The organism is Pseudomonas sp. p21, from assembly GCF_001642705.1.
GTDB lineage: Bacteria > Pseudomonadota > Gammaproteobacteria > Pseudomonadales > Pseudomonadaceae > Aquipseudomonas.
On sequence record NZ_LWBV01000003.1, the window covers coordinates 381,150 to 408,085 of the forward strand.

The 26,936-nt window shown below is 62.7% G+C and carries 25 protein-coding genes; 5 read left to right on the forward strand and 20 right to left on the reverse strand.

The features are described from left to right. Nucleotides 1–2 precede the first annotated feature (2 nt). From odhB to sdhC, 6 genes are all read right to left on the reverse strand, one after another. Nucleotides 3–1,223, reverse strand: a complete 1,221-nt coding sequence (gene odhB / locus A4C63_RS11200; RefSeq protein WP_063912716.1) for a 2-oxoglutarate dehydrogenase complex dihydrolipoyllysine-residue succinyltransferase — start codon at nt 1,221–1,223, stop codon at nt 3–5. Between the two features lie 42 nt (nt 1,224–1,265). Beyond that, on the reverse strand, nt 1,266–4,097 hold the full coding sequence (locus A4C63_RS11205) for a 2-oxoglutarate dehydrogenase E1 component (RefSeq protein ID WP_063912717.1): 2,832 nt from the start codon (nt 4,095–4,097) through the stop codon (nt 1,266–1,268). A gap of 245 nt (nt 4,098–4,342) precedes the next feature. After that, nucleotides 4,343–5,047, reverse strand: coding sequence for a succinate dehydrogenase iron-sulfur subunit (locus tag A4C63_RS11210; RefSeq protein ID WP_063912718.1), 705 nt, complete (start codon nt 5,045–5,047; stop codon nt 4,343–4,345). An 11-nt stretch (nt 5,048–5,058) separates the two neighbouring features. Continuing rightward, the gene (gene sdhA / locus A4C63_RS11215) at nt 5,059–6,831 is read right to left on the reverse strand and encodes a succinate dehydrogenase flavoprotein subunit (protein WP_063912719.1); all 1,773 of its coding nucleotides are present in this window, start codon (nt 6,829–6,831) and stop codon (nt 5,059–5,061) included. Nucleotides 6,832–6,834: 3 nt separating this feature from the next. Further along, on the reverse strand, nt 6,835–7,203 hold the full coding sequence (sdhD, locus tag A4C63_RS11220) for a succinate dehydrogenase, hydrophobic membrane anchor protein (protein ID WP_003254214.1): 369 nt from the start codon (nt 7,201–7,203) through the stop codon (nt 6,835–6,837). Further along, the gene (gene sdhC, locus A4C63_RS11225) at nt 7,197–7,583 is read right to left on the reverse strand and encodes a succinate dehydrogenase, cytochrome b556 subunit (RefSeq protein ID WP_012315350.1); all 387 of its coding nucleotides are present in this window, start codon (nt 7,581–7,583) and stop codon (nt 7,197–7,199) included. The genes sdhD and sdhC overlap by 7 nt, the downstream gene beginning before the upstream one ends. 352 nt (nt 7,584–7,935) lie before the next feature. Between sdhC and gltA the strand changes: the two genes are divergently transcribed. Then, on the forward strand, nt 7,936–9,225 hold the full coding sequence (gene gltA, locus A4C63_RS11230; RefSeq protein WP_013973445.1) for a citrate synthase: 1,290 nt from the start codon (nt 7,936–7,938) through the stop codon (nt 9,223–9,225). A gap of 114 nt (nt 9,226–9,339) precedes the next feature. On the opposite strand, the gene A4C63_RS11235 is transcribed toward gltA, so the two are convergent. The 9 genes from A4C63_RS11235 to A4C63_RS11275 form a co-directional block, all read right to left on the reverse strand. After that, complete coding sequence (locus A4C63_RS11235; protein ID WP_063912720.1) at nt 9,340–9,945, reverse strand: START domain-containing protein; 606 nt, start codon at nt 9,943–9,945, stop codon at nt 9,340–9,342. Between the two features lie 33 nt (nt 9,946–9,978). After that, nucleotides 9,979–10,233, reverse strand: a complete 255-nt coding sequence (locus A4C63_RS11240; protein ID WP_046615097.1) for a YkgJ family cysteine cluster protein — start codon at nt 10,231–10,233, stop codon at nt 9,979–9,981. A gap of 130 nt (nt 10,234–10,363) precedes the next feature. Next, nucleotides 10,364–10,855, reverse strand: a complete 492-nt coding sequence (locus A4C63_RS11245; protein ID WP_063912721.1) for a hypothetical protein — start codon at nt 10,853–10,855, stop codon at nt 10,364–10,366. A 63-nt stretch (nt 10,856–10,918) separates the two neighbouring features. Further along, on the reverse strand, nt 10,919–12,361 hold the full coding sequence (locus A4C63_RS11250; RefSeq protein ID WP_063912722.1) for a PLP-dependent aminotransferase family protein: 1,443 nt from the start codon (nt 12,359–12,361) through the stop codon (nt 10,919–10,921). 203 nt (nt 12,362–12,564) lie between these two features. Further along, nucleotides 12,565–13,377 carry an OmpA family protein gene (locus A4C63_RS11255; protein WP_063912723.1) on the reverse strand — a complete coding sequence of 271 codons (813 nt, stop codon included), beginning with the start codon at nt 13,375–13,377 and terminating at the stop codon, nt 12,565–12,567. After that, the gene (locus tag A4C63_RS11260; RefSeq protein WP_063912724.1) at nt 13,374–13,727 is read right to left on the reverse strand and encodes a DUF4398 domain-containing protein; all 354 of its coding nucleotides are present in this window, start codon (nt 13,725–13,727) and stop codon (nt 13,374–13,376) included. The genes A4C63_RS11255 and A4C63_RS11260 overlap by 4 nt, the downstream gene beginning before the upstream one ends. A 9-nt stretch (nt 13,728–13,736) precedes the next feature. Further along, entirely contained in the window at nt 13,737–14,558 is an 822-nt protein-coding gene (locus A4C63_RS11265; protein ID WP_063912725.1) for an ABC transporter substrate-binding protein, read from the reverse strand. A 188-nt stretch (nt 14,559–14,746) separates the two neighbouring features. Beyond that, a complete protein-coding gene (locus A4C63_RS11270) occupies nt 14,747–15,676 on the reverse strand; it encodes an electron transfer flavoprotein subunit alpha/FixB family protein (protein ID WP_013973453.1) in 930 nt (309 codons plus the stop codon). Continuing rightward, a complete protein-coding gene (locus A4C63_RS11275; protein WP_063912726.1) occupies nt 15,677–16,426 on the reverse strand; it encodes an electron transfer flavoprotein subunit beta/FixA family protein in 750 nt (249 codons plus the stop codon). 537 nt (nt 16,427–16,963) lie between these two features. Here A4C63_RS11275 and A4C63_RS11280 point away from each other — a divergent pair. Next, entirely contained in the window at nt 16,964–18,646 is a 1,683-nt protein-coding gene (locus A4C63_RS11280; protein ID WP_082888305.1) for an electron transfer flavoprotein-ubiquinone oxidoreductase, read from the forward strand. Nucleotides 18,647–18,717: 71 nt separating this feature from the next. On the opposite strand, the gene A4C63_RS11285 is transcribed toward A4C63_RS11280, so the two are convergent. From A4C63_RS11285 to A4C63_RS11305, 5 genes are all read right to left on the reverse strand, one after another. Then, nucleotides 18,718–19,119 (reverse strand): type II TA system antitoxin MqsA family protein, encoded by a 402-nt coding sequence (locus tag A4C63_RS11285; RefSeq protein WP_063912728.1) that lies wholly within the window; start codon nt 19,117–19,119, stop codon nt 18,718–18,720. A gap of 1 nt (nt 19,120) precedes the next feature. Beyond that, a complete protein-coding gene (locus A4C63_RS11290; RefSeq protein ID WP_063912729.1) occupies nt 19,121–19,417 on the reverse strand; it encodes a type II toxin-antitoxin system MqsR family toxin in 297 nt (98 codons plus the stop codon). 94 nt (nt 19,418–19,511) lie between these two features. Beyond that, complete coding sequence (locus tag A4C63_RS11295; RefSeq protein WP_063912730.1) at nt 19,512–20,837, reverse strand: MFS transporter; 1,326 nt, start codon at nt 20,835–20,837, stop codon at nt 19,512–19,514. A gap of 72 nt (nt 20,838–20,909) precedes the next feature. Next, nucleotides 20,910–21,389 (reverse strand): response regulator, encoded by a 480-nt coding sequence (locus A4C63_RS11300; RefSeq protein WP_063912731.1) that lies wholly within the window; start codon nt 21,387–21,389, stop codon nt 20,910–20,912. A 168-nt stretch (nt 21,390–21,557) separates the two neighbouring features. Next, the gene (locus A4C63_RS11305; RefSeq protein WP_063912732.1) at nt 21,558–22,034 is read right to left on the reverse strand and encodes a sigma-70 family RNA polymerase sigma factor; all 477 of its coding nucleotides are present in this window, start codon (nt 22,032–22,034) and stop codon (nt 21,558–21,560) included. Between the two features lie 289 nt (nt 22,035–22,323). On the opposite strand from A4C63_RS11305, the gene A4C63_RS11310 reads away from it, so the two are divergent. Genes A4C63_RS11310 through A4C63_RS11320 form a run of 3 tightly spaced genes read left to right on the forward strand, consistent with a single transcriptional unit; the run spans nt 22,324 to nt 26,868 of the window. Continuing rightward, nucleotides 22,324–23,496 carry an efflux RND transporter periplasmic adaptor subunit gene (locus A4C63_RS11310; RefSeq protein WP_063912733.1) on the forward strand — a complete coding sequence of 391 codons (1,173 nt, stop codon included), beginning with the start codon at nt 22,324–22,326 and terminating at the stop codon, nt 23,494–23,496. Next, the gene (locus tag A4C63_RS11315; RefSeq protein WP_063912734.1) at nt 23,497–25,461 is read left to right on the forward strand and encodes a MacB family efflux pump subunit; all 1,965 of its coding nucleotides are present in this window, start codon (nt 23,497–23,499) and stop codon (nt 25,459–25,461) included. 3 nt (nt 25,462–25,464) lie between these two features. Beyond that, the gene (locus A4C63_RS11320; protein WP_063912735.1) at nt 25,465–26,868 is read left to right on the forward strand and encodes an efflux transporter outer membrane subunit; all 1,404 of its coding nucleotides are present in this window, start codon (nt 25,465–25,467) and stop codon (nt 26,866–26,868) included. Nucleotides 26,869–26,936: the final 68 nt, after the last annotated feature.

Genomic DNA, 26,936 nt, shown 5'->3' on the forward strand with positions numbered 1-26,936 from the left:
GGTTAGATGTCCAGCAGCAGGCGAGACGGATCTTCCAGCAGGTTCTTGATGGTGACCAGGAAGGTTACCGCTTCCTTGCCGTCGATCAGGCGGTGATCGTACGACAGCGCCAGGTACATCATCGGGCGAATCACTACCTGGCCGTTGATGGCCATCGGGCGCTGGATGATGTTGTGCATGCCGAGAATAGCGGCCTGCGGCGGGTTGACGATCGGGGTCGACATCATCGAACCGAAGGTACCACCGTTGGTGATGGTGAAGGTGCCGCCGGTCATTTCTTCGATGGCCAGCTTGCCGTCACGGGCCTTCTTGCCGAAGGTGGCGATGCCGTTCTCGATTTCCGCCAGGCTCATCGACTCGGCGTTACGCAGTACCGGTACCACCAGGCCACGGTCGCTGGACACGGCAACGCCGACGTCGGCGTAGCCGTGGTAGACGATGTCGTTGCCGTCGATCGAGGCGTTGACAGCCGGGAAGCGCTTCAGGGCTTCGGTGGCAGCCTTGACGAAGAACGACATGAAGCCCAGGCGTACGCCGTTGTGGGTCTTCTCGAACAGGTCTTTGTACTTCGAACGCAGGGCCATGACTTCGGTCATGTCGACTTCGTTGAAGGTGGTCAGCATGGCCATGCTCGACTGGGCTTCGACCAGACGTTCGGCGATCTTGGCACGCAGGCGGGTCATCGGCACACGCTTCTCGGTGCGGTCGCCAGCGGCAACCACAACCGGGGCAGCAGCGGCAGCGGCGGCAGGTTTGGCAGCCGCAGCAGGCGCCGACTTCTTGTTGGCGACGGCAGCGACGACGTCTTCCTTGGTGATGCGACCACCTTTGCCAGTGCCGGCAACGGTAGCCAGGTCGATGCCGTTCTCTTCAGCCAGCTTGCGCGCGGCCGGGGCGGCAACCGGGTCGTCTTCGCCAGCGTCGGCAGCAGCGGCAGCCGGGGCAGCAGCGGCCGGGGCGGCAGCTGGTGCAGCGGCGGCAGCACCGCCTTCAACGATCGAACCCAGCACTTCGTCGGACAGGACGGTGTCGCCCTCGCCCTTGACGATGGCGCCCAGCACGCCATCGGCGGTGGCCAGCACTTCCAGGACGACCTTGTCGGTCTCGATGTCGACGATCAGCTCGTCACGCTTGACGGCATCGCCCGGCTGTTTGTGCCAGGTGGCAACGGTGCCATCGGCAACCGATTCCGGGAAGGTTGGGGCTTTGATCTCGATAGCCATTATCTGTGTTTCCTTAAATTCGGTTTCAGGTGCGCGAAGGCATTAAACAGTGAAGGCATCTTGCAGCAGTTTTTCCTGCTGCTCGGCGTGCTTCGATGCGTAACCACAGGCTGGCGCGGCGGAAGCGTCGCGGCCGGCGTACTCCAGGACCAGTGCCTTGTTGAGGCGGCCCAGGATACGGCGCATGTGGTGCTGGCTGCTGTACCAGGCGCCCTGGTTCATCGGCTCTTCCTGACACCAGACCGCATGCTTGAGGTTGGTGTAAGGCGCCAGGATTTCGACCAGGTCGTCCTCAGGGAACGGATACAGCTGCTCGATACGCACGATGGCGATGTCTTCGCGGCCTTCGGCACGGCGTTTTTCCAGCAGGTCGTAGTAAACCTTGCCGCCGCACAGGACCAGGCGCTCGACCTTGGCCGGATCGAGGCTGTCGATTTCCGGGATGACGGTCTGGAACGAACCTTCTGCCAGGTCTTCCAGGGTCGAGATGGCCAGCTTGTGGCGCAGCAGCGACTTCGGCGTCAGGACGATCAGCGGCTTGCGCAGCGGACGGATGACCTGGCGACGCAGCAGGTGGTAGATCTGGGCCGGGGTGGTCGGTACGCAGACCTGGATGTTGTGCTCGGCGCACAGCTGCAGGTAACGCTCCAGGCGCGCGGAGGAGTGCTCCGGGCCCTGCCCTTCATAACCGTGTGGCAGCAGCATGGTCAGACCGCACAGGCGGCCCCACTTGTGCTCGCCGCTGGTGATGAACTGGTCGATCACCACTTGCGCACCGTTGGCGAAGTCACCGAACTGGGCTTCCCAGATCACCAGCGCGTTCGGCGTGGTGGTCGAGTAGCCGTATTCGAAGGCCAGTACCGCTTCTTCCGACAGGAAGGAGTCGTACAGTTCGAATTGCGGCTGGCCCGGGAACAGGTTCTTCAGCGGTACGTAGGTGCTGGCATCCTTCTGGTTGTGCAGCACCGCGTGACGGTGCGAGAAGGTGCCACGGCCGATGTCCTGGCCGGTCATGCGGATCGGGTGACCTTCGAACTGCAGGGTGGCGTAGGCCATGGTCTCTGCATAACCCCAGTTGATCGGCAAGCCACCGGCCTGCATCTTCTGGCGATCTTCGTAGATCTTGGCGACCTGGCGCTGGACGACGAAGCCTTCCGGGATCTCCAGCAGCTTGGCCGACAGTTCCTGCAGGGTCTTGAGGTCGAAGCGGGTGTCGTGACGCGCGGTCCAGGCATGGCCCAGGTACGGACGCCAGTCGACGAACAGCTCGCGGTTCGGCTCCTTGACCAGGCTCTTCACCACATGCAGGCCGTTGTCCAGCGCGCTGCGGTATTCGTCGATCTTGGCCTGGGCGCGCTCGGCATCGATGCGGCCGGCCTGGATCAGTGCCTCAGCGTACAATTCACGCGTCGTGCGCTGCTTGCTGATCTGCTGGTACATCAAAGGCTGGGTGCCGTTCGGCTCGTCGGCCTCGTTGTGGCCGCGGCGGCGGTAGCAGACCAGGTCGATGACCACGTCACGCTTGAACTGCATGCGGTAGTCGATGGCCAGCTGGGTCACGAACAGCACGGCTTCCGGGTCGTCGCCGTTCACGTGCAGGATCGGCGCCTGGATCATCTTGGCAACGTCGGTGGCGTACTCGGTGGAGCGCGCGTCCAGCGGGTTGCTGATGGTGAAACCAACCTGGTTGTTGATCACGATGTGCACGGTGCCGCCGGTCTTGAAACCGCGGGTCTGCGACATCTGGAAGGTTTCCATGACCACGCCCTGGCCGGCGAATGCTGCGTCGCCGTGGATCGAGATCGGCAGTACTTTGTCGCCAACGGTGTCGTTGCGGCGGTCCTGACGGGCGCGCACCGAACCCTCGACCACTGGCGAGACGATTTCCAGGTGGGACGGGTTGAACGCCATGGCCAGGTGCACTTCGCCACCCGGGGTCATCACGTTCGAGGAGAAGCCCTGGTGATACTTCACGTCACCGGAGCCCAGCTCGTTCATCTTCTTGCCTTCGAACTCGTCGAACAGCTCGCGCGGGTTCTTGCCGAAGGTGTTGACCAGAACGTTCAGACGGCCACGGTGGGCCATGCCGATCACGACTTCCTTGGTGCCGTAGGAACCGGAACGCTGGATCATCTCGTCCAGCATCGGGATCAGGCTTTCGCCGCCCTCGAGGCCGAAACGCTTGGTGCCCGGGTACTTGGTGCCCAGGTATTTCTCAAGGCCTTCACCGGCGGTCACGCGCTCGAGCAGGTGGGCCTGCACGTCAGCGGAAAACTCCGGACGGCCGCGCACGCTTTCCAGGCGCTGCTGGAACCAGCTGCGCTGCTCGGAATCGACGATGTGGGTGAACTCGGCGCCAATGGTGCGACAATATGTCTTCTGGAGCGCCTCGAAGATCTCGCGTAGGCTCGCCTCCTCTTTGCCGATGAACAGGTCGCCGGCACGGAAGGTCGTATCAAGATCGGCATTGGTCAAGCCGTAGTGATTGATCGACAGGTCTACGGGCGCAGGACGCTGCCACAACCCCAACGGGTCGAGCTTGGCAGCCTGATGGCCGCGCATACGATAGGCCTGGATCAGTCGCAGAACTTCAACCTGCTTCTTCTCGTGTTCACTGCTCACGCTCCCGGCGGATACCGGTTGGGCGCGGCGCTGGTTCTTTGCCAGCAGTACGAAATGGTCGCGGATTGTCGAGTGCGATACATCGGTAGCGGTGCTGCCGTCGGCGGGCAACTTCTGGAAGTAGGTGCGCCACTCTTCTGGCACAGCGTTAGGGTCGTGCAGGTAGAGCTCATAAAGCTCTTCCACATATGCAGCGTTACCACCTGAAAGGTGGGCGCTTTCCCACATGCGCTGCATCACGCTTTCTTGCATGCTTGGTCACCCTCGGTTAGGGGACTGATCGGCGAGAGCCACAGCAAACCTGGAAAAGTCCGAATACAGCGACTGAACCACGCCACTTGGATCCTGCTGATTTTCCGGGTACCAGCCCGGAAGCCCCTGCTGGTCTCATATCTTCATAGGTAATGAACGCAGGCTTTGTGGGCCCTTGTTCGGGTTTTACCTCAGTGCGGGCTCACCACCCGCACCTCGGCTTACTGCAGGTACAACACTTTGTATCAGGTGCCGCTTTGCAGCAGCATGTTACGTACGTGGCCGATTGCCTTGGTCGGGTTCAGACCTTTCGGGCAAACGTTGACGCAGTTCATGATCCCGCGGCAGCGGAATACGCTGAACGGGTCATCCAGGGACGCCAGGCGCTCCTGGGTCTTGGTGTCACGGCTGTCGGCCAGGAAGCGATAGGCCTGCAGCAGTGCGGCGGGGCCCAGGAACTTGTCCGGGTTCCACCAGAACGACGGGCAGGAAGTCGAGCAGCAAGCGCACAGGATGCACTCGTACAGGCCGTCCAGCTTGTCGCGGTCTTCTGGCGACTGCAGGCGCTCGATGGCCGGCGCCGGGGTGTCGTTCTGCAGGTACGGCTTCACCTTCTCGTACTGCTTGTAGAAGATGCTCATGTCGACGACCAGGTCACGAATGACCGGCAGGCCCGGCAGCGGGCGCAGAACCAGCTTGTTGCCCTTCACCACCGCCGACAGCGGGGTGATGCAGGCCAGACCGTTCTTGCCGTTCATGTTCATGCCGTCGGAACCGCAAACGCCTTCACGGCAGGAGCGACGGTACGAGAAACCTTCGTCCTTTTCCTTGATCAGCGCCAATACATCGAGAACCATCAGGTCCTTGCCGCCGGTATCGACGTCGAACGACTCCATTTTTGGCGCCGAGTCGGTGTCCGGGTTGTAACGATAAACTTCGACTTTCAACATAGCAGCCACCCTTAGTAAGTCCGGACTTTTGGTTCGAAGGCTGGAACAGTCTTCGGCGCAAAGTTGACGCCGCGCTTGGCAACGCGCTTCTCACCCGGGTAGTACAGGGTGTGGCACAGCCAGTTTTCGTCGTCACGGTCTTCGAAGTCTTCACGGGCGTGAGCGCCGCGGGACTCTTTACGGGCTTCGGCCGCGATGGCAGTAGCTTCGGCGACTTCCAGCAGGTTCTGCAGCTCCAGCGCTTCGATACGCGCAGTGTTGAAGGCCTGGGACTTGTCGTTGATCTTGACGTTGGCAATACGGTCACGCAGGCCGGCCAGCTGTTCGATACCCTTCTGCATGTATTCGCCAGTACGGAATACACCGAAGTAGTTCTGCATGCAGCTCTGCAGCTCGCGCTTGAGGCTGGCAACGTCTTCGCCAGTGGTACGCTCGTTGAGCTTGTTCAGGCGGTTCAGGGCAACATCGATATCGGTGTCGCTGGCGTCGCGGTATTCCACGCCGTCGGACAGCGATTTTTCCAGGTGCAGGCCAGCGGCACGACCGAATACCACCAGGTCGAGCAGCGAGTTGCCGCCCAGGCGGTTGGCACCGTGGACCGATACGCACGCCACCTCACCCACGGCGAACAGACCCGGGATGATGTGGTCCTTGCCTTCGGCGTCCATGGTGATGGCCTGGCCATGAATGTTGGTGGCAACGCCGCCCATCATGTAGTGGCAGGTCGGTACGACCGGAACCGGCGCGACCACCGGGTCGACGTGGGCGAAGGTCTTGGACAGTTCGCAGATACCTGGCAGGCGGCTGTGCAGCACTTCCTCGCCCAGGTGGTCCAGCTTCAGCAGTACGTGGTCCTTGTTCGGGCCCACGCCGTTGCCGGCGATGATTTCCTTGACCATGGAACGGGCAACCACGTCGCGGCCGGCCAGGTCTTTCGCGTTCGGCGCGTAACGCTCCATGAAGCGCTCGCCGTGGGCGTTGATCAGGTAGCCACCTTCACCGCGGCAACCTTCGGTAACCAGTACACCGGCGCCGGCGATGCCGGTCGGGTGGAACTGCCACATCTCGATGTCCTGCACCGGCACGCCTGCACGCAGCGCCATGCCGATACCGTCACCGGTGTTGATCAGGGCGTTGGTGGTGGAGGCGTAGATACGACCGGCACCGCCAGTGGCCAGAACGGTGGCCTTGGACTTGATGTACATGGTTTCGCCGGTTTCGATGCAGATCGCGATCACACCGACGAACGCGCCGTCCTGGTTCTTCACCAGGTCAACAGCGTAGTACTCGTTGAGGAAGGTAGTGCCGGCCTTCAGGTTGCCCTGGTACAGGGTGTGCAGCAGCGCGTGACCGGTACGGTCGGAAGCAGCACAGGTACGGGCGGCCTGGCCACCTTTACCGAAGTCCTTGGACTGGCCACCGAACGGACGCTGGTAGATGCGGCCGGTTTCGGTACGCGAGAACGGCAGGCCCATGTGGTCCAGCTCGAAGACCGCAGCCGGGCCTTCCTGACACATGTATTCGATAGCGTCCTGGTCACCGATATAGTCGGAACCCTTGACGGTATCGTACATGTGCCAACGCCAGTCGTCGTTCGGGTCGGCCGAAGCGATGGCGCAGGTGATGCCGCCCTGGGCGGATACAGTGTGCGAACGGGTCGGGAAGACCTTGGTGACCACGGCAGTCTTGTGACCGCCTTGAGCCAGCTGCAGCGCAGCGCGCATGCCGGCACCGCCGCCACCGATGATGATGGCGTCGAAGGAAATGGTTGGAATGCTAGCCATGGATCAGATACCCCAGAGAATCTGCACACCCCAGACGAAGTAAGCGAACATCGCAACGCCGCATACCGCCTGGAACAGGAAACGAATCGCAGTTGCCGACTTGCCGAACGACATTGGCGTCAGGTAGTCGGTTGCAATGGTCCACATGCCGACCCAGGCGTGAGCGCCCAGGGCAACGAGGGCCAGCAGACTGAAGATCCGCATCGCGTTGTTGGAGAACAGACCATGCCACTGGGTGTAGTCGATGCCTGGGTGGGCGACCACGTAGCCGATCAGGAAGAGGAAGTAAGCCGCGAGAACGACCGCAGAAACGCGCTGCGCCATCCAGTCATAGAGGCCCGAACGCGACAGGTTCGTGACATTGGTTACCATACCCAAACTCCCACCAGAACGATCAGCACCACGGAGATGACGATCACGATTTTCGAGCCCAGCTTGCCGCCTTCCAGCGTCTCACCGATGCCCATGTCCATGATCAGGTGACGTACACCTGCCACGAGGTGATAAAGCAGGGCGGATAGCAGGCCCCAGGTCACGAATTTGGCCAGCGGGCTGGTCAGACACGCCTTCACCTCACCAAAGCCTTCCTCGGAACCCAGCGACTTGCCCAGTGCATAAAGCATGATGGCAAGGCCGAGGAACAGGATGACGCCGGAGATACGGTGCAGGATGGACGTGTACGCAGTGACGGGGAGCTTGATGGTCCTTAGGTCTAGGTTTACAGGTCGTTGGCTTTTCACGGCTTTTTTCACACTGAAGAGCCCCTAGCGAATCAGGGCAAAGTTGTTGGTAAGTGTACTGGTCAGGTACCCACCACCCAGGGAACGGCGACCCCCAGCAGTTCGGGCTTGCAAGCCCCTGGCGGTCGGGTTGCGAGTATAGACAGTTAGGCTGCTTATGACAACGTGAGGGGGTAGCCCAAATAGCGCATTGCCTTTAACGGACAAAAGGCGTAAATGGGCGAGAATTTCGCGAAAAATCAGGCCTCAATGCCTGTTTCAACAAGCCTTTAGGCAAATTGACATCTGAATTTATCCCTCTATAGTGGTGCGGGCCCTGCGTGGGGGGTCTGTCTGATGATTTCAAGCATTAATAGGAGGCCACATGGCTGACAAAAAAGCGCAGTTGGTCATCGAGGGCGCTGCCCCCGTCGAGCTGCCCATTTTAACCGGCACCGTTGGTCCTGATGTAATCGACGTCCGCGGGTTGGGGGCCACTGGTCACTTCACCTTCGACCCTGGTTTCATGGCGACTGCCTCGTGCGAGTCGAAGATCACCTACATTGACGGCGACAAAGGTATCCTGCTGCACCGCGGCTACCCGATCGAGCAGCTCGCTGAAAAATCCGACTACCTCGAAACCTGCTACCTGCTGCTCAACGGCGAACTGCCGAATGCCGAGCAGAAGGCCCAGTTCGTCAGCACCGTGAAGAACCACACCATGGTTCACGAGCAGCTGAAGTCCTTCTTCAACGGCTTCCGCCGCGACGCTCACCCGATGGCGGTGATGTGCGGCGTGGTCGGCGCCCTGTCGGCGTTCTATCACGACTCCCTGGACATCAATAACCCGCAACACCGCGAAATTTCCGCGGTGCGCCTGGTCGCCAAGATGCCGACCCTGGCCGCGATGGTTTACAAGTACTCCATGGGCCAGCCGATGATGTACCCGCGCAACGACCTGTCGTACGCGGAAAACTTCCTGCACATGATGTTCAACACCCCGTGCGAGATCAAACCGATCAGCCCGGTGCTGGCCAAGGCGATGGACCGGATCTTCATCCTCCACGCCGACCACGAGCAGAACGCCTCCACCTCCACCGTTCGTCTGGCCGGCTCGTCGGGTGCCAACCCGTTCGCCTGTATCGCCGCCGGTATCGCCGCACTGTGGGGCCCGGCCCACGGCGGCGCGAACGAAGCGGTCCTGACCATGCTCGATGAAATCGGCGATGTCTCGAACATCGACAAGTTCATCGCCAAGGCCAAGGACAAGAACGACCCGTTCAAGCTCATGGGCTTCGGTCACCGCGTGTACAAGAACCGCGACCCGCGCGCCACCGTGATGAAGCAGACCTGCGACGAAGTGCTGCGCGAGCTGGGCATCAAGAACGACCCGCAGCTGGAACTGGCCATGCGCCTGGAAGAGATCGCCCTGACCGATCCGTACTTCATCGAGCGCTCGCTGTACCCGAACGTCGACTTCTACTCGGGGATCATCCTCAAGGCAATCGGCATTCCGACCAGCATGTTCACCGTGATCTTCGCCCTGGCACGTACCGTGGGCTGGATCTCGCACTGGAAAGAAATGCTCTCCAGCCCGTACAAGATCGGCCGCCCGCGCCAGCTGTACACCGGCGAGCAGAAGCGCGACATCGTGGCACTGCAGGACCGCAAGTAAGCTTTACTGGCCGAACGCAAAAAGGCTGCCCTCGGGCAGCCTTTTTTATTCCTCCTGTGCCGACCTCTTCGCGGGCTTGCCCGCGAAGAGGCCGGGACAGGCAACCCAAAAGCCTCAGTTTTTCTCAGCCCGCTCCCGCAACCCTTTCAGGGTATTGAACGGCGCATCCACCACAAACTTGTTGGCCACCATCGCCGGCACGCTACCACCTGGCTCGGTGTGTACCTGATAGGTCACCTCCGTGCTGTCACCCTTGGGCACCAGCTTCCAGAAGCCTTCGACCTTCGCCACCCGCACGAAGCCTTTCTCTTCCGGGATGTAGGTCGGCTCTTCCTTAAGGTTGCGTACCAGGCTGCCATCAGCCTGCTTCACCGTGGTCACATGCAATACCGAGTCCCGCGGCGTCACCGGCCAGGGCGTATTGAACTGGGTGTAGGTCCAGCTCTGGTCACCTTCATGCTTGAGCAGCTTCTGCGACTTGCACTCATGAATCCATTCGCAGGCACCTACCACGTCTTCCTGCAACGCCTGCACCTTGGCCAGCGGCGCCTTGATCACGGTGACGCCTTGATAGGCCTTGTACTTGGAGCCGGCCACTTCACTGAGGGAAACCTTGATCCCCTCCTCGTCCTTGGCCACCTGCCAGTTTTCGGCCCAGGCCGCAGGCGACAGCAGAACACCCATGCCACACAGCAGAGCAATACGCTTGAACGATCTCATCATGTTTATCCTTGTTGTCGAAGATCCAGCCTGTCACGCCGCCGTCATCTGCTCCCACCAACCGAGAATCCTGATGGCCTCGTCACGGTCATTGCCGCACACCTCGACATCCGCCTTGAAACCGCCACACACCGCCGGCCGCTCGGGCTTGCCGAACAGGTCGCAGAGGTTGTCTACGGTCAGGTGCAGGCAGCGCTCGCCTGCCGGCTTGCCATTGGGCATGCGCGGCATCGCAGAGGTGATGGACGGGGCAATGCAGCAGGCACCACAGCCCTCACGACAATTCATGGCTATTCACCAAAATCAGGACTCCCTGGAACAAAACGGGACGAACGTCCCTGGATAGTAACCGCTCAAACAGGCGTTTGAAATTGCTGGCACGATGAAATCTGCCATGACCCGGCAGTCAGTTCGCTGACTACTGGCGGTACTCGAAATCGATGGCCGCCCCTTCCACGTCGTGACGGCTGTCATTGCGCAGTTGCAGCTGCATTTCGTTGCTGATCAGCCGACCATTGAGCTGGAACGGGCTGTCATCGGCCTCTGGCTTTTCAGTGAACATGGGCGGCAGCAAAGGTTTACGTCGCTGGATCGGCGCAAGGCTGCCCACATTCGGCTCCAGGCTATTGACCATATCGGCAGGCAGGCTGAGGTCGAGCTTTGCCTTGGGCAACGGCTTGGCAACCTCTTTGCTCACGGGTTTGCGTGCCGGCCTGGCCTTGCTGTTGCCGGCTTTCCTGGCCGCCTGCTTGTGCGCCGGCTTGGCTGCGGCCTTCTGCACCGGCTTGGCTTTCTGCACCGGTTTGACCGCCTGCGCCTGGCCTGCCGGCTGCGCAGCCTGGGCAGCACCAGCCAGACTGCAGAGCGGTACAAGGCACAAGATCAGGGCAAAACGGCGCAAAGCATTCATGGCAAATGGACAAGCTGGCAGGAAAAGTGCGTATGCTCCCTGTTCCGCAGGCGCGTGGCAAGCCTACAAAAGTGCGGCCGCTGGCTCCCGGCACAATTGCTGGGCCAGCAGACCGAGAGTGATCACCGCGCGCTCGGCTTCCTTGTTCCAAGGTATACCGCAATTCAGGCGGATGCAGTGGTTGAATTGCTCGGTGTTACTGAAGATCAGCCCAGGCGCAATACTGATGCCCTGCTCCAGCGCGCGCACATGCAGCTCCTGGGTATTGACCCGCCCGGGCAGGCTCACCCACAGGATGAAACCGCCCGTCGGCCGGGTCATCTGGGTACCCTCGGGGAAGTGCTGCTGCACCGCCAGCTGGTAGGCACTGAGGTTCTTGCGGTACTCCTGGCGGATGTAACGCAGGTGCCGGTCGTAGCCGCCATTCTCCAGGTAGGCCGCCACACCCATCTGCGTCACGCTGCAGGCCGAGTGAGTGGTAAAGGTTTGCAGGCGCTGGATTTCGTCCCGATAGCGCCCGGCAATCATCCAGCCTACGCGCACACCGGGGGACAGAGTCTTGGAAAAACTCGAGCAATAGATCACCCGGTCCAGCCGGTCGAATGCCTTCAGCGCCTTGGTCTTGCCCTGCTCGAACATCAGCTCGCCATAGATGTCATCCTCGACGATCTGGATATCGAAGTCCGACGCCAGGCGCAGCAACTGCTTCTGTCGCTCCTCCGGGACGGTGCCGCCCAGAGGGTTGCTAAGACGCGCAGTCAGCACCAGGGCCTTGATCGACCACTGATTGGCCGCCAGTTGCAAGGCTTCGAGGCTGATGCCGGTGGACGGGTCGCTAGGGATCTCGATCACCTTCAGGCCCAGCAGGTCGGCCAGCTGCAACAGCCCGTAATAGGTGGGTGATTCGGCGGCAATCAAGTCGCCGGGGCGGGTCAGCACGCGCAGCGACATCTGCAGCGCATCGACGCAGCCATGGGTCACGATCACTTCACGCGGGTCGACCAGCACGCCGGCATCACGCATGCGAATGGCGATCTGCCGGCGCAGCGGCTCGAAACCGGGGCTGAACATGTAGCTGAAGGCACGTGGGCTGTGAAAGCGCGTCACCTTGGCAATCTGCTGGTGCAGGGCCCGCACCGGCAAGTAGTCGACGTGCGGCACCGCGGCGCCGAACGGGAACACGCCATCGCGGCGAGCTTCGGTCAGTACCTGCTGGATGATACTGGCACGGGTGACCAGGCCGGGGCGCTCCACCCGGGCGATGTCCGGGGTCTGCGCAGTCAGGGCCGGGGTCTGGTGCACGTAGTAGCCGGATTGCGGCCGCGCACGGATCAGCCCCTGATCCTCGAGATTGGCATAGGCCTGCAGCACCGTGGCATGGCTGACATTGAGCTGGGCGCTCATCTTGCGCACGGAGGGTACCCGCTCGCCTGGCTGGTAGACACCGCGACGGATGTCATCGGCCAGTTGCTGGGCGATACGCTGGTACAGCAGCAGGTTGGTCATGGCTTGATCTCGACGCGCGGACTGGCTCGTTATTCTTGTGTAGCTCACTGACAGTAGAGAATACCGTAACAGTTGCAAAGTGTACTGGGACAGATCGCAGGATAGTCAACAATACAGTTGCGTGACAGCTATAGAAACGATCAAGCCTGGCTAGCCCGACGAAAAGCCAGGGCTGCTTCGCAGCCCCCCCCTTTTCACATGATTCAGCGCGCTGGCGCCAGCTTGCCCTTGTCATCGGAGAACACGATCTCGACGCGGCGGTTCTGCGCCCTGCCCCGCTCCGAGGCATTGGCCTCGATCGGGTACTGGTCGCCATACCCCTCGACCTGCAGGCGCTTTTCGTCGATCCCCAGGTCCACCAGCATGTCGGCCACAGCCTGCGCCCGGTCACGGGACAGCTTCAGGTTGTCCTCCGCCGGGCCGGTGCTGTCGGTATAACCCTCGATCCGCACCACCCGGCGCGGGTTGAGCTGAAGGAACTGCACCAGCTTGAGCACGGTACGGCTGGCCGAGTTCTTCAGGTCGGCACGGCCGGTGTCGAACAGCACGTCACCCAGGGTCATCACCAGGCCACGGTCGGTCTGCTCCGAGGCCAGCGCGGCAATCTGCGACTCGATCCACTTGCCCTGCTGCTGCACACTGGCCAGCTTGGCCTCGCGCAGGGCCAACTGCAGGCGCTGGCGCTCCAGGTCGAGCTTGGCCTGGCGTTCCTGGTTCAGCGCCAACTTGGCATGCTCGCTGGCAATCTCGCTATAACGCTGGCTCAGGTAGGCGTAATGGCGCACGTCGGCACCGGTGCCGATGTAGCTGGACAGGCGCTCGGCGCGCGCCAGCGACTCGCCTGCGCGAATCACGTCACGCGGCGCGCTGCGCAGCACATCGGAATCATCCTTGACCTTCTGGAAGGCTGTGGTGGCTTCATCCAGCGCTGCGCTGCTGCGCTGGCTGGCGCAACCTTGAAGACCTGCCGCCAGCGCCAGCACTGCCAGCGCAGCCAAAGGCATGCGACGGATCATGGCTGCACCTCCAACTGCTTGCGCAGGCGTTTGACCCGCGACTGCAGCAGTTGCAGCTGCTCTTCGCTCTTCTGGTTCAGCACCTGGGCCTCGGCCAGGCGCGCATCCAGTTCGGCCTGCTCGGCACGCATGCGCGCATCGCGGTAGTCTTCGGTGAGCATGTTGGTCTTGGCCCGGGCCAGCTTGTCTTCGGCCAGCTTGAGCGCTTCGACCTGTTCGGTGGCACCGACGGCCCTGGCCTGCTCCAGTGCCTGTTCGGAAATGCGCATCTGCTCGTTAGGGGCCGGATCGTTGGCGCAGCCAGCCAGGCCGAGCACGGCCAGGGCAAGGATTAGTGGTTGGGTTCTCACGCAATCTTCCTAGTGTTTGGGGGCGTCCGACGGCACCTGCAGCTGTGCTTTCCAGCGCTCGACATTACGTTGCAGCACGGCCTCGGACGCACCGGAGATCGGCAATTCTGTCAGTTTTTTCGCCAATTGCCCACGCAACCAGCTGTCATTGCAGGCCGAATTGTGCGACAGGGCCAGGTACAGGCCCGGCCGATCCACCGGCAGGCCGCGGGCGATCAGGTCATTGCTCATGCCCAGGCTCTGGGCCATGGCCATGCCTGAATAGCGGCCAGCGAGCACATAATCCACCTGGCCGAGCACCAGCTTCTGGAACGCCTGGGTCAGGTTCTGTGCCGGCACCAGCTTCAGCTGGGCCTTGGCGAAAGCGGTAAAGGCCGGGGTCAGCCGTGCGCGCTCGGACAAGCTGCCCTGGTACTGGGCCAGGTCCGCCGGGCCTTCGAAGACCAGTGTGGCGTCGTGGCGCGTCCACACCAGGTATTCGTTGAGCTGCAGGGGTGGGTGGATGTAGTCCAACGCGGTCAGTTGCTCCACCTGCATGGGGGTGTCGAGCAGCAGGTCCATGCGCCCGCTACGCACTTCTTCCAGCGCCTGGTCACGACGGCCAGCGTTCAGCACCTCCACTTTCACGCCCAGCTCGCCAGCCACCTGGCGCAGCAGGTCGACGTTGGCGCCGATCAGGTGTTTCGGGTCGCTCGGGTCTTGCCATGAATAGGGCGGCGCATCGGGGCTACCGGTTGCCACCAGGCGTTCGCACTTGCCTGCCGCCATGACCAGCGGCGACACCAACAACGCCGTGCATGCCAGCACCCTGCCTGCTTTACGCAGCACCATTGCTCACTCCTTGTATTGCTTGGCCTGGCCCAATCGCCGGCAAGCCAGCTCCCACAGGCACAGCGCCGCCCTTGAGAACTGTACTGTACCTGTGGGAGCTGGCTTGCCGGCGATTGGGCCGGAACAGACCACAAAAAAACCCGGCCCCCTGTGCGAGGGCCGGGTTCTTTATAAGTGAAGCAGGCGGATCAGACCAGCTTTTCCAGCTCCGGAACCGCTTCGAACAGGTCAGCGACCAGGCCGTAGTCGGCTACCTGGAAGATCGGTGCTTCTTCGTCCTTGTTGATCGCCACGATCACCTTGGAGTCTTTCATGCCGGCCAGGTGCTGGATCGCGCCGGAGATACCGACGGCGATGTACAGCTGTGGCGCAACGATCTTGCCGGTCTGGCCGACCTGCATGTCATTCGGCACGAAGCCGGCATCGACCGCGGCGCGCGAGGCACCGACAGCAGCGCCAAGCTTGTCGGCCAGGCTGTACAGGTGCTTGAAGTTGTCACCATTGCCCATGCCACGGCCGCCGGAAACGACGATCTTGGCAGCGGTCAGTTCTGGGCGGTCGGACTTGGCCAGCTCTTCGCCAACGAAGGCCGAGATGCCGGCGTTGTGCGCAGCGCCGACGGCTTCGATGGCAGCCGAACCACCTTCGGCGGCAACGGCGTCGAAGCCGGTGGTACGCACGGTGATGACCTTGATGGCCGCGCTCGATTGCACGGTGGCAATGGCGTTACCGGCATAGATCGGGCGCTTGAAGGTGTCGGCGGACTCGACCGAGATGATCTCGGAAATCTGGTCCACATCCAGCAGCGCAGCAACGCGCGGCAGGATGTTCTTGCCATTGGTGGTGGCCGGGGCCAGCACGTGGCTGTAGCCCTTGGCCAGCTCGACGATCAGCGGCGCAACGTTTTCCGGCAGGACATGGGCGTAGGCAGCATTATCGGCAACCAGCACCTTGGCCACGCCAGCGATCTTGGCAGCGGATTCGGCGACGCCACCGACGTTCTGGCCAGCGACCAGCACGTGCACATCACCACCGATCTTGGCGGCAGCGGCAACAGTGTTCAGGGTGGCCGGGGCTACGGCACCGTTTTCGTATTCAGCGACAACCAGGATAGTCATTTAGATTACCTTCGCTTCGTTCTTCAGCTTCTCGACCAGTTCGGCCACCGATTTGACCTTGATGCCAGCGCTGCGGGCAGCCGGGGCTTCAACCTTCAGGGTCTTGTTGGTGGAGGCGAGGGAAACGCCCAGCGCGTCTGGAGTAACGGTCTCCAGCGGCTTCTTCTTGGCCTTCATGATGTTCGGCAGCGACGCGTAGCGCGGCTCGTTCAGGCGCAGGTCGGTGGTGACGATGGCTGGCAGGTTCAGCGCAACGGTCTGCAGGCCGCCATCGATTTCACGGGTGACGTTCAGCTTGTCGCCCGCCACTTCCACCTTGGAGGCGAAGGTGCCTTGTGCGTAGCCGGTCAGCGCAGCCAGCATCTGGCCGGTCTGGTTGTTGTCGCTGTCGATGGCCTGCTTGCCGAGAATGACCAGCTGCGGCTGCTCTTTGTCGACAACGGCTTTCAGCGCCTTGGCCACGGCCAGGGAATTCAGTTCGTCAGCGGCTTCGACCAGGATGGCACGGTCGGCACCCAGGGCCAGGGCGGTACGCAGCTGCTCCTGGGCAGTGGCCGGGCCGACGGAAACGACGACGATCTCGGTCGCAACGCCCTTTTCCTTCAGGCGTACGGCTTCTTCCACGGCGATTTCGCAGAAGGGGTTCATGGACATCTTGACGTTAGCAAGGTCGACGCCGGAGTTGTCCGCTTTGACGCGAACCTTGACGTTGTAGTCGACCACTCGTTTGACAGCTACAAGAACCTTCATGGATTCCTCGTTACTCTCCGGTGAATAGATAGTCGCCTGGGGCTGAGCCCTGCGATGCGCGTGGGTACAAGGGCACCTCTAAAAACGTACCGGGAGGCGGTAACTTCACAGTGACCGAACAGTCTTGTCCGGACTCTTGCGACGAATACTCACGGGTCATTTTCTGTCGTGGCGTGTAAACTCCACTACAAACCGGCCCAAGGCCGCAAAACCCTGCTCCACACCTGGTCTTTAGAGGTGTACCTGCGCCCGACTGCAAGCCTACGGCGAACGCAAAACCGCTCGTATCTTGACCGTAACACCCAATCCGGTCAATACGGCAAATCGGTCACCCTCCAGCCGCGCTCCAGTGATTTTACTGGCCTGTGGCAAATTCAAACAAACGTTTGTATTGGACCCGCCAAGTGGTGTAGATATAATGCGCGGCCAAGACAAAACGGTGTAGTCCGTCATTTGCCCAGCTACAGTTCCGCCGTTGCGTAGAACCGCTGCGAATGCCCCGCGCACCCATAAGACAAAGCAACAGCACGAGCCTTGATGAGTAGGAGAGAACCAGTGGAACGCGAATACATGGAATTCGACGTGGTCATCGTCGGCGCCGGCCCGGCGGGCCTGTCCGCCGCCTGCCGCCTGAAGCAGAAGGCCGCCGAAGCCGGTAGCGAAATCAGCGTCTGCGTGGTGGAAAAAGGCTCTGAAGTCGGCGCCCACATCCTCTCCGGCGCGGTGTTCGAACCCCGCGCCCTGAACGAGCTGTTCCCAGACTGGAAAGCGCTCGGCGCGCCGCTGAACACCGAAGTGAAGCGCGACGACATCTACGTGCTCAAGGATGCCGGCAGCTCGACCAAGGTGCCTGACCTGTTCGTGCCCAAGACCATGCACAACCAGGGCAACTACATCATCTCGCTGGGCAACCTGTGCCGCTGGCTGGCCCAGCAGGCCGAGAACCTGGGCGTGGAAATCTACCCGGGCTTTGCCGCCCAGGAAGCGCTGTTCGACGACAACGGCGTGGTCCGCGGCATCGTCACCGGTGACCTGGGCGTCGACCGTGAAGGCAACCCGAAGGACGGCCTGTACACCCCAGGCATGGAACTGCGCGCCAAGTACACCCTGTTCGCCGAAGGCTGCCGCGGCCATATCGGCAAGCAACTGATCAAGCGCTTCAACCTTGACAGCGAGGCCGACGTCCAGCACTACGGCATCGGCCTGAAGGAAATCTGGGAAATCGACCCGGCCAAGCACGAGCAGGGCCTGGTGGTACACACCGCTGGCTGGCCGCTGGACGTGATGGCCAAGGACAACACCGGTGGTTCGTTCCTCTATCACCTGGAAAACAACCAGGTAGTGGTCGGCCTGATCGTCGACCTGTCCTACGCCAACCCGTACCTGTCGCCGTTCGACGAGTTCCAGCGCCTGAAGCATCACCCGGTGATCAGCCAGTACCTCGAAGGTGGCAAGCGTATCAGCTATGGAGCCCGCGCCCTGGCCAAAGGCGGCATCAACTCGCTGCCGAAAATGGTATTCAATGGCGGCGCGCTGATCGGTTGCGATCTTGGCACCATGAACGTAGCCAAGATCAAGGGCAGCCACACTGCGATGAAGTCCGGCATGCTGGCCGCCGAAGCAGTGGCTGACGCACTGATCGCCGGCAGCGAAGGCGGTGACCAGCTGAACGGCTACGTCAATGCCTTCAAGGCCAGCTGGCTGTACGAAGAACTGTTCGCCAGCCGTAACTTCGGCCCGGCCATGCACAAGTTCGGCCCGCTGCTGGGCGCGGCGTTCAACTATGTGGACCAGAACTGGTTCGGCGGCAAGCTGCCGTTCACCCTGCACGACACCAAGCCGGACTACGCCTGCCTGAAGCTGGCGGCCGAGTCGCAGAAGATCGACTACCCGAAACCGGACGGCAAGCTCAGTTTCGACAAGCTCAGCTCGGTATTCCTCTCCAGCACCAACCACGAAGAGGAACAACCCTGCCACCTGAAGCTGACCGACCCGAACGTGCCGATCGCCAGCAACCTGCCGCTGTACGACGAGCCGGCCCAGCGCTACTGCCCGGCGGGCGTGTACGAAGTGGTCACCCAGGAAGACGGCAGCAAGCGCTTCCAGATCAACGCGCAGAACTGCGTGCACTGCAAGACCTGCGACATCAAGGACCCGGCCCAGAACATCACCTGGGTCACCCCTGAAGGCGCTGGCGGGCCGAACTACCCGAACATGTAAGGCCGCTGCTCTTGCGCTAACGAAAAGCCCCCGGTTCTCACGAGCCGGGGGCTTTTTATTGCCTGCCAATATCAGGCAGTTCGCACTTCCTCGAAGAGCTCTGGGTGGCGGTCCAGCAGCTTGAGCAGTTTCACCAGCGCCACTGGCGGCGTGGTCTTGCCGTTTTCATAACGAGAGAACGCATTGACCCCACCACCGAAAATTTCCCCCGCTTCACGCTGGTCGAGGTCGAACTTCCGGCGCATGGCTGCAATGAAAGCAGGGTCAACAACGGCTCCATTGACTTGTCTCTCAAAGGCCGACATCAGGTCACTCATGCGCTGCGCCTCTCCCATGCCCAGTATCACCTCACCACAAGCAGGGCAGTAGTCGCCATAAACATCGGGAATAACGGTAGCTTCACCCTTGTAGCGATAAGGCATGTCCTTGGATTGCGCGACCAATTCCGCTCCTCCACACAGTGGGCATTTCATTTCATAGCTCCTTGAAAGACACGATGAGCAGGTCGTCAACCACCATCAACTTGAGGTAAACCCTTCCTACAGCGGTCTGGGGACGATAGACGTCCTGCCAGACTCGATGATTGTTGTAGGTCGTCATGCTCTTATGAAAGTCGCCTGGCGTTAGCTCGCGAACAATGTTCAGCATGGCGAAAGGCTCAATGCCAAGTGCCCGCGCACCCTGCGTGGCTACCCCGGTAGTACGCACTTTGCCTAGACTCAACAGCGCCTTCACCCGCTGCAGCGGGCAGTGAGGCATTCTCTTTTCCATGAGAAATTAACCTTCCAGGTTAAATTTGGCTAATAGGTTATTCCAATAACCCCGGCCCGGAAGTCTGCCTCAATGCCCTGCAGCCGTTACCGGCTCATTTGTCACCGCACATGATCGGCATCGGCTCCGCCGCAAACGCCAATGGCTCACGACGCCCGAAATACAGGGCTGTCAGCAGCCCGACCGTACCCATGACCAGACAAAAGCCGACACACACCCACGGGCTCCACGGCATCAGTGCAATCAACGCCAACGGTGTGGTGCTGGCCCACAGCGCGTAAGCCACGTTGTAGGTGAAGGAAATGCCCGACACGCGGATCTCGGCCGGGAACAGCCCGACCATCACCGACGGCACCACACCTACCACGCCGCAGGACAAACCTGCCAGCGCATAGGCCAGCCAGGTCATGCCCCACTGCCCCACCAGGCTGGCGTACAACGCACCGATGCCCACCGGCAGCAACAGGCTATAGAGCATCAGCGCGCGCCAGGCGCCTACACGGTCGACCAGCAGCCCGGCCAGCACGCAGCCAATGTTGAGGAAGACGATGCCCACGCTGCTCAGGGCAAAGGTGTGCCCGGCACTCATGCCGAAGCGCTGCTGCATCACTGTCGGGGTAATCACCACCAGCACCACCACGGCGGATGTCAGCACACAAGTCAGCAGTGCCGCCGGGATCAACGCCCGGCGGTGTTCGCCCAGCACCCGCCGTAGCGGGAAGCTCACCGGCTGCTCCTGGCGTGCGCGCAGGGCGAGGAACACCGGTGTTTCGCTGAGCCAACGGCGCAACCACACGCCGATCACGCCGAATACCCCGCCGAGCAGGAACGGGTAGCGCCAGGCGTAGTCGAGGATTTCCTGCGCTGTGAACAGCTGTGCCAGCAGGGTCGCGGTCAGCGCCCCCAGCAGGTAGCCGAAGGTCAGCCCGGCCTGCAGGAAGCCCAGGGCGTAACCGCGGCGCCCGTCTGGTGCGTGCTCGGCGACGAAGGTCCAGGCACTCGGCACCTCGCCGCCCACCGCCGCGCCCTGCAGGATGCGCAGGGCCAGCAGGATCAGCGGCGCCGCATAGCCGATGTCGGCGTAGGTCGGCATCACCCCGATCAACAGGCACGGCAGGGCCATCATCAGGATGCTCAGGCTGAAGACCCGCTTGCGTCCCAGGTGGTCGGCGAAGTGTGCCATCAGGATGCCGCCCAGCGGCCGCGCCAGGTAGCCAGTGACGAAGATCCCGAAACTTTGCAGCAGGCGCAGCCATTCGGGCATCTCGGGCGGGAAGAACAGTTGGCTGAGGGTCAGCGCAAAGAACACGAAAATGATGAAATCGTAGATTTCCAGCGCGCCGCCCAACGCCGCCAGGCCCAGGGTCCGGTGGTCACCGCGGCTGAACCGGGGCGGGCGAGCGGTATCGATGGCAGTCATGGCAGGGTCCGCAAATCGGCAAAGGGCAAGAGGATAGCAAATAGCGCCCCCCTTGCCCCGCCCGCTGCGGCTTTAGCGGTTGAACATGGTATTGACGAAATTGGCCCGCGGCCGTGGCCGTGCCGTAGCAGTCGGCATGGCGCCTGACAGCGGCAGCTTGCCGACCAGCAGCGGCGTATCGATGATCGCCATGAACGTCTCCAGCGCCTCGTTATCGGGCACCTGGGGCAGGCTCAGGCTGACGGCCTGGCGCTCGGTCTGCGGCACCGAGGGCACTACCAACTGGGTAGAGTGATAAAGCAGGGCATGCTGGATCTGCGTACTGACGCGGCAGAAGCGCACCAGGTCGACCCCGGCATGGCTGGCCAGCTCGATATTGCCCAACAGCAGGTGGAAAGGCTGCAAGGCACACAGCACCAGACGCTGCAGCTCCTCGAAGCTGTCCACTGGCGCAATCCGGTAGTAGCCCAGGCCATTGAGCAGCCGCTCCAGCTGCAGGCGCTGGCACGGGTGTGCGTCGGCAATGAGGATGCGCAGGGTCTTGTTGGCCATGGTCGGACCTGGGCAGTTGGGTAATGGGTACGCTCCATGACCATACTGCGCCAGTAACGGCTGCTGCCAAGGTTATGCCTGGCAGGGGTCTTCTTTGATAGAAGTCGGGAAAACCGCGGAAATCAAGTGATTGACTGACGGAATTTGCATTTGCCTTTAACCCGGCAATCAGGATTCCCACTCGCGCATGCGCACCCGGCAGTGCTTCATGGCATTGACGATGTGCTTTTCCACCAGGCTGCGGGAAATACCCAGGCGCTCGGCAATCTGCTGGTGTGACAGGCCATCGAGCTTGCGCAGCAGGAAACAGTCGCGGCAGACCTTGCTCAGCTCATCCAGGGCGCGCTGCATCAGCGCCAGACGCTGGTCGAGCTGCATGCCGTGGCTCGGTGCCGGGGTGTGCCAGCGCTCGTCGCTGTCCAGCACCTCCAGCGGCTCGGCCTGGCGCACCTGGTGCCGCCGGTGCCGGTCGACCACCAGGTTGAGCGCGGTGCGGTAAAGGAAGGCACGCGGGTGCTCGATGCGCTCGCCGTCGGTGCGCTCCAGCACCCGCAGGTAGGCATCGTGCGCCACGTCTTCGGCGGCCTGACGATTGCCCAGGCGCGCGGAAAGGAAGCCCACCAGTTCGCGATAGTAATGTTCCACGACGTTACCTGAGATCGTCCTGCCAGCCTATGCCAGAAAGCCCTTTCAGGCAGCAACGCGGGACCGAGTGATGTCAACGTGCGATCTTACAAATTATAATTATTCTCAGCAACAAGAGGGGAATGGCTGGAGGGCTTTAGCGCCTGGGAGACCGAGCGCCGCGCGGGCGGCGCTCGATCTCGCAGGCGCCACAACCCTGTCGCCATACACCTGTCAGCCCCACCCAATATTCGCTAAATCCCCTCCTGCCGCTTTCGTCTATCTGGCACCCCCTCGGCTGGAAGTCTGCATGAGACCTTTAACCAACACCCGTCGCCGGGTCCTGCTCACTGGCCTGGGCCTGCTCGGCCTGAGCAGCCTGCTGGCCTGGAAGGCCCTGCCCTACGGCGCGCAGCCGCTCAGTACGGTCGCCGTGACCCGTGCCGACATCGAAAGCAGCGTCACCGCACTGGGCACCCTGCAACCACGGCGCTACGTGGACGTTGGTGCCCAGGCGTCCGGGCAGATCCACACCCTGCACGTCGAGGTCGGCGACACGGTGCGCAAAGGCCAGCTGCTGGTCGAGATCGACCCGTCGACCCAGCAGGCACGGCTGGATGCCGGCCGCTATTCGATCGACAACCTCAAGGCCCAGTTGGCCGAACAACGCGCGCAGTTCCAACTGGCCCGGCAACAGCTCAAACGGCAACGCGACCTGGCCGCCGCCGGTGCCACCCGCGACGAGGACGTACAAACGGCCGCAGCACAGCTGAAGGTCACCCAGGCGCGCATCGACATGTTTCAGGCGCAGATCCGCCAGGCCCAGGCCAGCCTGCGCAGCGACGAGGCCGAGCTTGGCTACACGCGCATCTACGCGCCGATGGACGGCACGGTAGTGGCGGTGGATGCCCGTGAAGGGCAAACCCTCAATGCCCAGCAGCAAACCCCGTTGATCCTGCGCATCGCCAAGCTCTCGCCGATGACCGTGTGGGCCCAGGTGTCGGAGGCCGACATCGGCAAGGTCACCCCGGGTATGACCGCCTACTTCACCACCCTGGCCGGCGGCAAGCGCCGCTGGACCAGCACCGTGCGGCAGGTGCTGCCGATCCCGCCCAAGCCGCTGGAGCAGGCCAGCCAGGGCGGCGGCAGCCCGGCCAGCGTCAGCAATGGCAGTGCCGGCAGCCAGGTGGTGCAGTACAGCGTGCTGCTGGATGTCGACAACCCGGACGGTGCGCTGATGGCCGAGATGACCACCCAGGTGTTCTTCGTCGCTGGCAAGGCCAGCCAGGTGCTGACCGTACCACTGGCCGCGTTGGACGACGGCGATGGCCTGCGCCTGGCGCATGTGCTGACCGGCGATGGCAAAGTCGAACAGCGCCAGGTGCGCACCGGCCTCAGCGACCGTCTGCGGGTGCAGGTGCTGGACGGCCTCAACGAAGGCGAACGCCTGGTGATCGGCGCCCCTGGCGTCAGCGGAGGTTGAATGAGCACACCCCTGATCGAGCTGGTCGACATCCGTAAATCCTACGGCGGCGTCGAAACGCCCAAGGTCGATATCCTCCATGGCATCAACCTGCGCATCCATCCCGGCGAGTTCGTCGCCATCGTCGGCGCCTCCGGCTCCGGCAAGTCGACCTTGATGAATATCCTCGGCTGCCTTGACCGCCCCACTTCCGGCAGCTACCGCTTCGCCGGCAAGGATGTGGCCGAGCTGGGCAGCGACGAACTGGCCTGGTTACGCCGCGAGGCGTTCGGCTTCGTGTTCCAGGGCTACCACCTGATCCCCTCGGGCTCGGCCCAGGAAAACGTCGAAATGCCGGCGATCTATGCCGGCATCGCCGCCAGCGAACGCCACGCCCGCGCCAGCGCCCTGCTCGGCCGCCTGGGCCTGGCCAGCCGCACCGGCAACCGCCCGCACCAGTTGTCCGGCGGCCAGCAGCAACGGGTGTCGATTGCCCGGGCCTTGATGAACGGTGGCCATATCATCCTCGCCGACGAACCCACCGGTGCCCTCGACAGCCACAGCGGCACCGAAGTGATGGCGTTGCTCGACGAGCTGGCCAGCCAGGGCCACGTGATCATCCTGATCACCCACGACCGCAACGTGGCGGCGCGGGCGCAGCGGGTGATCGAAATTCGTGACGGCCTGATCATCAGCGACTCGGCCGCAGAAAAGCCCACGTTCGACAACGGTCGAGGGCTGCAGGCCGACCAGTTACGCCAGCGCCTGGACCGTGGCGCAACCTTGCACGGAGCGTGGAAAGGCGAATTGCTCGAAGCCCTGCAGGCGGCCTGGCGGGTGATGTGGGTCAACCGCTTCCGCACCGCCCTGACCCTGCTGGGCATCGTCATTGGCGTAGCCTCGGTGGTGGTGATGCTGGCCGTGGGCGAAGGCAGCAAGCGCCAGGTCATGGCGCAGATGGCCGCCTTCGGCTCGAACATCCTCTACCTCAACGGCAAGCCGGCGAGCCTGGGCGAACAGGCTGGCACCATTACCCTCGACGATGTCGCCGCCATCGGCCAACTGCCGCAGGTCAAGCACGTGATGCCGGTGATCGGCGAAAAGATGATGGTGCGCCACGGCAACAGCAGCCAGCGGTTCTATGTGGGCGGCAACAACACCGGGTTCCCGGAGATTTTCAACTGGCCGGCGGTGGAAGGCAGCTTCTACACCGATGCCGATGAAGCCAACGCTGCGGCGGTGGCGGTGATCGGCCAGAAAGTGCGGGAAAAGATGCTCGACCCCGGGCGCGATCCGCTGGGGCAGTACGTGCTGATTGGCAATGTGCCGTTCCAGGTGGTCGGTATCCTGGCCGGCAAGGGCGCCAGCTCTGGCGACCAGGACAGCGACGGGCGCATCGTGGTGCCCTACTCCGCCGCAGCCATCCGCCTGTTCGGCCAGCGCGACCCGGACTACATCGCCGTTGCCGCCCTCGACTCCACGCGGGTCAACGAAGCCGAAGCGGCCATCGACAAGCTGCTGCGCCAGCGCCACAACGGCCGCCAGGACTTCGAGCTGACCAATGACGCGGCGCTGATCCAGGCCGAAGCGCGCACGCAGAACAGCCTGTCGCTGATGCTGGGGGCGATCGCCGCGATCTCGCTGCTGGTGGGCGGTATCGGCGTGATGAACATCATGTTGATGACCGTGCGCGAGCGTACCCGTGAAATCGGCATCCGCATGGCCACCGGCGCGCGCCAGCGCGACATCCTGCGGCAGTTTCTCAGCGAGGCAGTGATGCTGTCGATGGTCGGCGGCCTGGCCGGTATCGCCCTGGCCCTGGCCATCGGTGGCGGCCTGATGCTGGCCGAAGTGGCGGTGGCCTTTGCCCTGCCCGCCATGCTCGGCGCCTTCGCCTGCGCCGTCGTCACCGGCATCGTGTTCGGCTTCATGCCAGCGCGCAAGGCCGCCCGCCTCGACCCGGTCAAAGCCCTTACCAGCGAATAACCCATGACTCTGCCTAGCCGCATCAGCCTGTTGACCTTATGCGTATGCCTCGCCGCCTGCAGCACACCGCCCACACCTGCCAGTGGTATCGCCACGCCACCCGCCTGGCAAGGCGAGGCCGCATCACCCTCGGCACAACTGCCAACGGCACAGTGGTGGCAAGCCTTCGCCAGCCGCGAGCTCGACCGCCTGGTACAGCACGCCTTGCACAATGCCCATGACCTGGCTGCCGCCACGGCGCGGGTGCGCCAGGCCCGGGCCCGCGCGGTCATCGCTGGCGCGCCGCTGCTGCCGGAGCTGAAGCTGGGCCTGGACGGCAGCCGCCAACGCCTGCTGCACGGTAACGGCAACGACCAGCTGGATGTCAGCCGCAACGAACCCACCAGTACCTCGTTCGACATGCAGCTCAGCGCCAGCTACGAAATCGACTTCTGGGGCGGCCTGCGGGCGACCCGCAACAGCGCCCTGCGCAACCTGGATGCCAGCCGCTTCGACCGCCAGACGGTGGAGCTGACCCTGGTCAGCGCGGTAGCCGACAGTTACCTGCAGGGCCTGGCCCTGCAAGAACAGCTGCGCATTGCCCGCCTCAACCTGCGCAATGCCCAGGACGTGCAGGGCCTGGTCGAGGCACGTCAGCGCAGCGGTTCCGCCACGCGCCTGGAAGTGGCCCAGCAGCGCAGCCTGGTGGCCGCGCAGCAACGCCAGCTGCCGTTACTGGAGCAGAAGTGGCAGGACAGTCGGGTCACCCTGGCGACCCTGCTCGGCGCCCCGGTGCAGTCGCTACCGGCCAGCCATGAAGCGATCATCACCCTGCAATGGCCCGCCATTGGCAGCGGCGTACCCAGCGAACTGCTCACCCGCCGCCCGGACATTGCCGCGGCAGAAGCACGGCTGGCCGCCGCCAGCGCCAACGTGCAGGTCGCCCGCGCCGCCATGCTGCCCAAGCTCACCCTCGGGGCCAACCTGGGGGCTGGCGCCAACACCTTTGCCCATTTGTTCGACAGCTCCTACTACACCCTCACCAGCGGCCTGGTCGCACCGATCTTCAACAACGGCCGGCTGCGCGCCGCGCGTGAACTGGCCGAGGCTGAACAGGCAGAGTTGCTGGAGACCTACCGCAGCAGCATCCTGGCCGGTTTTGCCGATGTCGAGAAAGCGCTCAATGCGATCCAGGGCGTGGACCGCCAGCGGCAGTGGCAGGACGAAGAGGTGGAGCAGGCGCGGCTGGCGTTCGACCTGGCGCAGCAGCGTTATGGCGCGGGAGCGGAGACGCTGTTGAGCGTGCTGGAGACCCAGCGCACCTTGTATGTGGCGCAGGACCAGCAGGCGCAACTGCGCCTGGCCCGGTTGCAGGGTAGCGTGGCGTTGTACAAGGCATTGGGGGGTGGGTGGCAGGTCGGGCAGTAAACCGCATTGCTTTCCGGGGCTGCTGCGCAGACCATCGCGACGCAAGGCCGCTCCCACAGGTTCAAGCA